The sequence below is a fragment of the Candidatus Firestonebacteria bacterium RIFOXYD2_FULL_39_29 genome (assembly GCA_001778375.1).
GTDB lineage: Bacteria > Oederibacteriota > D2-FULL-39-29 > D2-FULL-39-29 > D2-FULL-39-29 > D2-FULL-39-29.
The window spans coordinates 35,372-43,703 of record MFGV01000062.1 but is presented as its reverse complement, the minus strand read 5'-3'; the positions used below and the strand labels follow the sequence as shown (position 1 = coordinate 43,703).

Here is an 8,332-nt window from a genome sequence, read left to right as displayed (position 1 = left end):
AAATAGGATATGGCAAATCTAAACGGGCACGAAGTTGGAAACGACGGATACAGCCAAGAAGAGCCTGTAATCACTACGTCACCGTTCTACTCGACGCCGGGCTGGCGGAAACCTCAATGATGATGTATTTGTGGAAGAAAAATATTTGCCTTGAAAAAGTCAGGAATTTTGTCCCTGTTTATCAAAGAGCCGATCTGGATTGGGTAGGGATCGTAAAAGCGACTAACGGGAACGGATGCTGGGGCTTTCCTAAGGGAGCGACTTTGAAAAAAGGTAAAAAAGAATTTGAAAACTGTGTGAATTATATTATAAGTGAGGTCAAGAGGGTGGAGAGGATCTATAGGAGCAGCAAGGACAGCAAAAGAAGCAAGTAAAGCAAGTACAGTAAGTGAAACGAGAGAAGAAAAAGCAGCAGGTGAAGAAAGTGAAGCAGGAACCAGGTGGAGTAAGAGATGCAAGGACAGGACAAAATATACCTTCCTCCGGTTTAGAGAAAGGGGAAGGGAACGAGGGAAAAGGAAAAAAATTATGAAAGCAGTGGTGAAACTTCAAAAAGGGAAAGGTTTTGTCGAGTACAAGGATATGCCTGAGCCTCAAATTACAGAAGATGAGGTTCTGATAGAAGTAAAAGCGGTGGCGATATGCGGGTCGGATATACATATATATCATGATGCCCACCCGATGTGGCCGCCTATGATCATGGGACATGAATTTTCGGGAGTTATCGTAAAGACCGGAAGTAAAGTTAAGAACTGGAAAGTCGGGGACAGGATATCCAGCGAAACCAAGACAAAATCCTGCGGTTTATGCTTTTTCTGTCAGACCGGTAACGCGCAGATCTGTCCTGATAAGAGGCCCTTTGGAATAGGAATAGACGGGGCGATGGCAAAATATGTGGCAGGACCGGCAAAACTCCTTCATGTTCTTCCTGATTCCATTTCTTTTGAAGCGGCTTCACTTTGCGAGCCTATTGCAGTTTGTGTTCACGGCCTTTTGGAACGGACTAAAGTTACCGCAGGCGAGACGGTTTTTGTAAGCGGGGCCGGACCTATCGGTCTAATAAGCGCCATGCTGGCAAAAGCGGCAGGGGCGTTCGTGATTGTTTCCGACCTCTTTGACAATAAGTTAAAAAAAGCGAAAGAACTCGGCGTTGATGTTATAATAAATCCGAAAAATGAAAATGTTGCGGAGAAGGTCAATGGGCTCACCAAAAATCTGGGTGTTGATCTGGTGGTGGAATGTTCCGGAGCGGCGCCGGCTATAAAGACAGCTTTTGAACTGGTGAGGCGTCACGGGAAAATATGCGCTCTCGGACTTAGCGGAAAACCTTCAATTGAAATGCCCTGGGATGTAGCGATATTTAAAGCGCCGAAAGTGACTTTCTGTTTTTCCTCAGGCTGGTCGGCCTGGGAAACTACGATAAAAATGATCGAGAGAAAACAGATATTCCCGGAAAAAATAATCACGCACAAGCTCCCTCTCGAAAAATGGAAAGAAGCGTTTGAAGCCATAGAAAAAGGTGAAGCGATTAAAGTCATTCTAATGCCTTAGGACGACCGGAGGTTTAGAGGGTTGTCCGCCAATTATATGAGGCGGATCTCTGGTAGAGATGTTTGGAGGCTTGGCAAGGAAAAAAAGTTATTAAGGTTTTTAAAGTTTAAAATCTTTGAAGGATATTTTTGTAGTTAAATCAGTAAAATAAGTTTTTTCAAATTTTTTTATCAGCGGAATCCGGTAGTACTGCAATCGGTGAAATCATTTTTGCAAAAAGGAGAAAAAGGTCATGGTTAAGAAAGTTGTAACATTCGGTGAAATAATGCTCAGGCTCTGCCCTCCGGGGTATTTGAGGTTCAGCCAGGCAAGGTCTTTTGACGTGGTTTTCGGGGGAGGAGAGGCCAATGTGGCGGCGTCTCTGGCAAATTTTAAGATCCCTGTGGATTTTGTAACCAGAATACCAAAAAATGATATAGGCGAAGCCTGCCTCTCTTTTATCAGGAGCTATGGAATAGGTACAGAACATATAGTAAGAGGCGGCGACCGTCTGGGGATATATTTCCTGGAAAACGGCGCGATGCAGAGGGGAAGTAAGGTGGTATATGACCGGGCTAACTCCGGTCTGGCTACTATAGAAAAAGGGATGATAGATTGGGATAAAGCGCTGGAAAATGGAGACTGGTTCCATTGGACCGGAATAACTCCAGCAGTCAGCCAGGGCGCGGCTGAGGCTTGTCTGGAAGGGGTTAAAAAGGCAAAAGAGAAAGGTCTTACTGTTTCCTGCGATCTGAATTACAGGGCTAAACTCTGGAAATGGGGCAAAAAAGCAGGAGAAGTCATGCCTGAGTTCCTGAAATACTGCGATGTAGCTCTCGGCAATGAAGAGGATGCGGAGAAAGTTTTCGGGATAAAAGCTCCGGAGTCGGATGTTTCCTCAGGCAAAGTCGAAGCCGAACAGTATAGATTCGTAGTGGAAGAGCTTAAAAAGAAATTCCCCAATTTAAAAAAGATAATCATAACTTTGCGGGGCAGTGTAAGCGCCAGCCATAACAGCTGGTCGGGACTTCTTTATGACGGCAGTAAAATATATATTGCACCTGTTTACCAGATCACTCATATAGTGGACCGGGTCGGAGGCGGGGATTCTTTCATGGGCGGCCTGATCTACGGGCTTAGAACTTACGGCGAGGACTTGCAGAAGGCTCTTAATTTTGCCGTTGCCGCTTCCTGTCTCAAACATAGCATACTCGGGGATTTTAATATAGTAACTGTAGCAGAGGTGGAAGGTATTATGAAAGGTTCGACGTCGGGACGCGTTTCGAGGTAGTGAAAATACGTTTGAACGTTACACGTTTTCATGTTACTAACGTGGAAAAAGCAAAAGAACAATGAAGTGCAGATGAAAGCTAAAGAGAAGCGGGAAAAGAAAGATAAATTATCCCCAACCATACCTTCCCCTTATTTGAAAGGGGAAGTAATCGAAGGAAAGGAGAAAGTTAAATGGCTAAGTATAAAAGAATACAGGTGAATAATGCGATAATGGAAAGCGGGCTTGTTCCGGTGTTTTTTAACAAGGATTTGGAGGTTGCCAAGAAGGTTGCGAAAGCCGTGGCGGAAGGTGGTTCTAAGGTCCTGGAGTTTACCAACCGCGGGGAGTTTGCCTACCAGATATTCGGCGAGCTTGTAAAATACTGTGAAAAAGAAATTCCGGGGCTAATCCTCGGTGTCGGTTCAGTCGGGGACCCTTACACAGCTTCACTCTTTATCAATAACGGTGCGAATTTTATCGTCGGCCCCATGCTAAATACTGAAGTTGCGAAGATATGTAACAGAAAAAAAATACCTTATTCTCCGGGGTGCGGTACGGCAACGGAAATAGCTAACGCCGAAGAAATGGGTGTGGAGATCTGCAAGATCTTCCCCGGCGCGGAAGTAGGCGGTCCGGGCTTTGTTAAAAACCTCCTTGGGCCTATGCCGTGGAGCTCGATTATGCCGACAGGCGGAGTCGAAGGGACAAAAGAATCCATTGATAAATGGTTTAAAGCCGGAGTAGTCGCCGTCGGAATGGGTTCAAACTTGATCTCAAAAGATGTTCTGGAAAAACAGGACTGGGAAACGCTTGCTAAAACAACGGCAAAGATCCTTTCCTGGATAAGGGAAGCAAAAGGCGTTCCGGTGTTTACCGGTATTGAACATCTGGGTTTATATCCCAGCGCTAAAGCAGACGGAAAAAAAGTGACTGATTTTTACGCCGAGATGTTTGGTTTTAAAGCTAAAGAGGGCAACTCCTCTTTCTTTGTATCCTCGAGCGGAGCAGGCAGGATAGAGGTAATGAAGGACCCGGTCAGTGATAAGATCCATGTCGCGGTCAAGGTTTCCGATTTCGAACTTGCCTGTAAAATTCTTACAGACAAAGGTATCGAACTTGAAGAGCCGAAGGTTAAAAGCGACGTAAAAGCGGTCTTTCTTAAAAAGACGGATCCGCTAGGGAATAAGATCCATCTGCTTTGGACAAAGTAGAAGCAAGGAAAGCAAGTGAAGCAAGTGAAGGAAAAGAAGCAGAAGAAGCAAGGACAGGAAAAAATTGATTTGACCGTAAACGGTACACGGTAAACTGTAAACTACAAGTTTCCAATTGCAAGCAGTTTCGCAACTCTTCGTTCACCCGGATTGTTTTTTTGGGGACGAAAATTCTTAGGGTAGAGGAAAAGACATGAGCGATAATTCCAGGATGATAGATTCAAAGAAGATGAATGATTTTGTTTTCAAGGTACTTGTTAAAGCAGGAGTTAATAAAACAGACTCTAAGATAGTTGCAACTTCTCTTGTAGAAGGAGAACTCTACGGGTTCTATTCGCACGGGGTCATGAGGCTGGCGCATTATTTAAAACGGGTAAAAGCCGGTACTATTAAGAAAAATCCAAAGATCAAGATCGCAAAAAAAGCGGGCTGCACTTCTCTTGTTGACGGCGGTCATGGCTTTGGTCATGCGATCTCTATGACAGCGGTAAAAGAGGCAATCAAACTTGCGGGTAAGTTCGGGGTTGGGATGGTAGGTGTAAAAAACAGTTCCCATTTCGGTATGGCCGGGGTTATCGCTCTGGAAGCCGTAAAAAAAGATATGATCTGTATAGCGATAAGCCACACTGATGCTTCGGTGGTCCCTTTTGGCGGAAGAATTCCGGCGATCGGCACCAACCCTATATGCGTAGCCGTTCCCTGCGATAAAAAATATCCGGTGCTACTTGATATGGCAACAAGCGTTGCCTCATTAGGCAAGATAATAGTTGCGAGAAAAAAAGGCGCATCTGTTCCTTCAGACTGGGGTGTTGATGCGGATGGTGTTCCTACAACTGACCCGAATAAGATAGTGTATTTGCTCCCCATGGCGGGTCCCAAAGGATACGGTTTGGCTTTTATCGTTGATATTCTCTGCGGCCCTTTAACCGGCGCTCTTTTTGGCGTAAGACTGCCCAAGATGTACGGTGATTATAATAAATTCAGGATGCTCGGACACATGTTTATCGTGATAAACGTGAAGAACTTTGTACCGCTGAAAGAGTTTAAGAAAAACGTCGCTCTAATGGTGGATGATATTCATAATATCCCGCCTGCAAAAGGCTTCTCCTCGGTAATGGTTCCCGGAGAAAGAGAGTTTGCCTCCTACGAGAAAAATAAGAAAACCGGCTTTTCCCTGGCGGAAGAAACCTACGCAGATCTTGAAAGTATTGCGAAGGAGTATGGAGTACCGCTCAATATTCAGCAAAAACAGTAAGGACAGCAAGTAAAGCAAAAACAGAAAGTGAAGAAAATAAAGCAAGGACAGGAAAAACAGGGAATTGATTTCTAATGATACTCTGCGAAATATTACGGTAAACTGTAAACTAGTTAACTTTTCTAAAGGGAGCTTCGATATGAAAAGAGTTGTGTTGGTTGTTATAGGGGTTTTTTGTATTTCCGGGGTTGCTTTTGGGGCGGAGGTGTCGAAAGTTTTAAAAGAAATTAAAGGACGGGATGCAAAGATAGAAGCTCTGGCAAAAGATGTAACGATGGTAATGGATTCTAAAATGGTCTCGCAGGATATGGAGATGCAGACTAACATGAAGGCTATAACAAAAGGCAAGAAGAGAAGAACAGAAATGACTATGATGGGTATGAAAACCATAGTCGTTAATAACGGCAGTGAGATCTGGATGGTAAGCGCTCAACAGGGAAAAAAGAAGATGAACAGTGAAAGTGAAGGAGGTCAGACTCCCTTTGGTCAGGCGGACAATATTAAAGAAGATGGCTTGAAGGTTTCGGAAGGAACCGTTAACGACAAAAAGTGCTTTATCCTGGAAGGTCAGGATAATCAAAATAATCAGTGCAAGTGGTATTTTGACAGCGCATCCTTTGCTCTTCTAAAATATGAAACAAAAATGAACGGACAAAACATGGTGCTTGTAAATTCCGGCTTTAAAAAAGTAAAAGGTGATATTGAAATGCCCTCTAAAATGGAGTTTACAACTGACGGCAAACTCACAATGTCCGGTGTGGTTAAATCCATAGAGTTCAACAAGGGAATTAAAGATGAAATTTTCGATGTGGATTCGATAAAACAGGAAGAACTTGGCAAGATGGATATGGAAATGATGATGAAAATGATGAAGAAGTAAGGGAAACAAGGAAAAGCAAGGGAAGTAGGAGAAACAAGAAAAGTAAGGAAAGAAGGAAAAGAAAACAAAGGAAGCAAAGCAAGTACAGATTGAATATAGTTGATAAAAGGGTGCCGTGTAAAAGCCGGCGCCCTTTTTCTTTTTTATATTCTTTAAATTTCCATTTACATCTGCTACAATACTATTACTAAATTAATTCACTGAGGGGTGAAAAGATGCTTTCAAAAATTTATTCTGCGGCTACTTATGGTATTGAGGCTTATGTGGTGGAAGTGGAGGTGGACCTTTCTCCGGGACTTGCCATTCATTCCGCGATTGTAGGTCTTCCTGATGCGGCGGTTAAAGAGAGCCGGGATCGGGTCAAAGCGGCGATACGTAACTCCGGTTATGATTTCCCGTATATGAGAATGACCGTAAATCTCGCTCCTGCGGATATAAAAAAGGAAGGGGTGGGTTTTGACCTTCCCATTGCCATCGGGGTACTTAAGGCAAATGAAATTATAACCGGCGATACCAATGAATATGTAATACTCGGGGAGCTTTCGTTGAACGGGGAAGTTAAACCGGTAAAAGGCGTTATCTCTATTGCCATGGCGGTGAAAGAGAGTAAATGCCATAAATTGATTCTTCCTTTTGCAAATGCGGACGAAGCGGCTGTTATTTCTGAGATAGAAGTTTATCCCGCTAAAACCCTGAAAGAAGTAGTTGCTATACTGAACGGTCTGCATAAACCTTTAAAACACGCTATTAATATTGAGGAAACTTTCAATCATGCGCAAAAATACGAAGTGGATTACAATGAAGTAAAAGGGCAGGAACATGCAAAGCGGGCTTTTGAGATTGCCGCGGCAGGAGGGCATAATATTGTAATGGTCGGTTCTCCCGGCTCAGGAAAAACCATGCTGGCGCGCCGCCTTGCGACTATTCTTCCGGATATTACATTGGAAGAAGCCATAGAGACAACAAGGATTCACTCCGTTGCGGGTTTGCTCGGAAAGAAAAAATCAGTTATTACGGTGAGACCCTTTCGAAGTCCCCATCACACAGCCAGTGATGTATCATTAGTCGGAGGAGGAACATTTCCCAGACCAGGAGAAGTATCCCTTGCACATAACGGTGTACTCTTTCTGGATGAACTCCCGGAGTTTGGAAAAAGCGTTCTTGAGGTTTTGCGCCAACCGTTAGAAGACGGTTTTGTGACAGTCACAAGAGCTGCCGCAGCAGTTACCTATCCTGCCAGATTTATGCTTGTAGCCGCGCTTAATCCCTGTCCTTGCGGTTACTATGGTGACGGGAGAAAAGGCTGTAAGTGCAATATGCATGAGATACAAAGATATCTTAAGAAAATATCAGGCCCGCTTCTTGACAGGATAGATATACATATAGAAGTACCCGCCGTGAAGTACCAGCAGTTATCAACTGAAGCAACCGGTGATAGTTCAGAGCTTATAAAGAAAAGAGTGGATGCTTCAAGGAATATTCAACGGGAAAGATTTAAAGGATTGAAAGTATTTTGCAATGCCCACATGAGCTCGCGGCATATAAAGAAATTCTGCGGTTTGGATGAGGAAGGGCACAGCTTACTTAAGACCGCTATAGATAAATTTAACTTAAGCGGAAGGGCCTATGACAAGGTCCTGAAGGTAGCCAGGACGATAGCGGATCTGGAAGCTGAAGAAAGTATAAAGGTACAACATATATCGGAGGCGCTTCAGTATAGAGGGTTAGATAGATATTTCTAATAAGAATTATACGAATGACGATTTGTTGTCATATAGATTAAAAATCAAATAACAAAATCAATTAACAGGATTTACAAAAACATTCAATTAGGCTATAATAAGCCTAGTATTGTATTGTTCAGTATCTAAATGGTAAATAAATATAGCTAATGGAGACTAAGTATGGGAAATGATGTTGATAGTTTTATCAGTGAAATGATGGAATATCCAAAAAAAATAATGAAGAAATTTGGGAGCCCAATAGATGAAGATTTGATGAAGCTCAACTTGGATATGCCTCATGTTGCAATATTGGATATTATTACTCATAGCAAAATAGAACCTATGATGAGTGAAATAGGAAAGAAGCAAGGTATCTCCAAGGCCATGATCACTCGTATAATAGATACAATGGAGGAAAAGGGATTGGTTTCAAGAGTTGAAGATCCAAAAGATAGAAGA

The 8,332-nt window shown here is 43.1% G+C and carries 8 protein-coding genes (1 of these 8 only partly in view); all 8 read left to right on the top strand.

Translation table 11 applies throughout. The features are described 5' to 3' along the window. The first annotated feature begins 116 nt into the window (after nt 1-116). Nucleotides 117-374: a hypothetical protein gene (locus A2536_08925; protein ID OGF45497.1), complete on the top strand. Its 258-nt coding sequence runs from the start codon at nt 117-119 to the stop codon at nt 372-374. Between the two features lie 154 nt (nt 375-528). Next, nucleotides 529-1,551 carry a hypothetical protein gene (locus A2536_08920; protein OGF45496.1) on the top strand — a complete coding sequence of 341 codons (1,023 nt, stop codon included), beginning with the start codon at nt 529-531 and terminating at the stop codon, nt 1,549-1,551. 232 nt (nt 1,552-1,783) lie between these two features. After that, nucleotides 1,784-2,821, top strand: a complete 1,038-nt coding sequence (locus A2536_08915; protein ID OGF45495.1) for a 2-dehydro-3-deoxygluconokinase — start codon at nt 1,784-1,786, stop codon at nt 2,819-2,821. Between the two features lie 173 nt (nt 2,822-2,994). After that, nucleotides 2,995-4,014 (top strand): bifunctional 4-hydroxy-2-oxoglutarate aldolase/2-dehydro-3-deoxy-phosphogluconate aldolase, encoded by a 1,020-nt coding sequence (locus tag A2536_08910; protein OGF45494.1) that lies wholly within the window; start codon nt 2,995-2,997, stop codon nt 4,012-4,014. A 211-nt stretch (nt 4,015-4,225) separates the two neighbouring features. Continuing rightward, nucleotides 4,226-5,269, top strand: a complete 1,044-nt coding sequence (locus A2536_08905; protein ID OGF45499.1) for a hypothetical protein — start codon at nt 4,226-4,228, stop codon at nt 5,267-5,269. A gap of 139 nt (nt 5,270-5,408) precedes the next feature. Beyond that, nucleotides 5,409-6,149, top strand: coding sequence for a hypothetical protein (locus tag A2536_08900; protein OGF45493.1), 741 nt, complete (start codon nt 5,409-5,411; stop codon nt 6,147-6,149). A 215-nt stretch (nt 6,150-6,364) separates the two neighbouring features. Continuing rightward, nucleotides 6,365-7,891, top strand: coding sequence for a hypothetical protein (locus A2536_08895; GenBank protein ID OGF45492.1), 1,527 nt, complete (start codon nt 6,365-6,367; stop codon nt 7,889-7,891). A gap of 162 nt (nt 7,892-8,053) precedes the next feature. Continuing rightward, nucleotides 8,054-8,332, top strand: the 5' portion of a protein-coding gene (locus A2536_08890) for a hypothetical protein (protein ID OGF45491.1). 18 nt of this gene lie beyond the right edge of the window; the window shows 279 of its 297 coding nt (coding positions 1-279); the start codon lies at nt 8,054-8,056; its stop codon lies beyond the right edge, outside the window.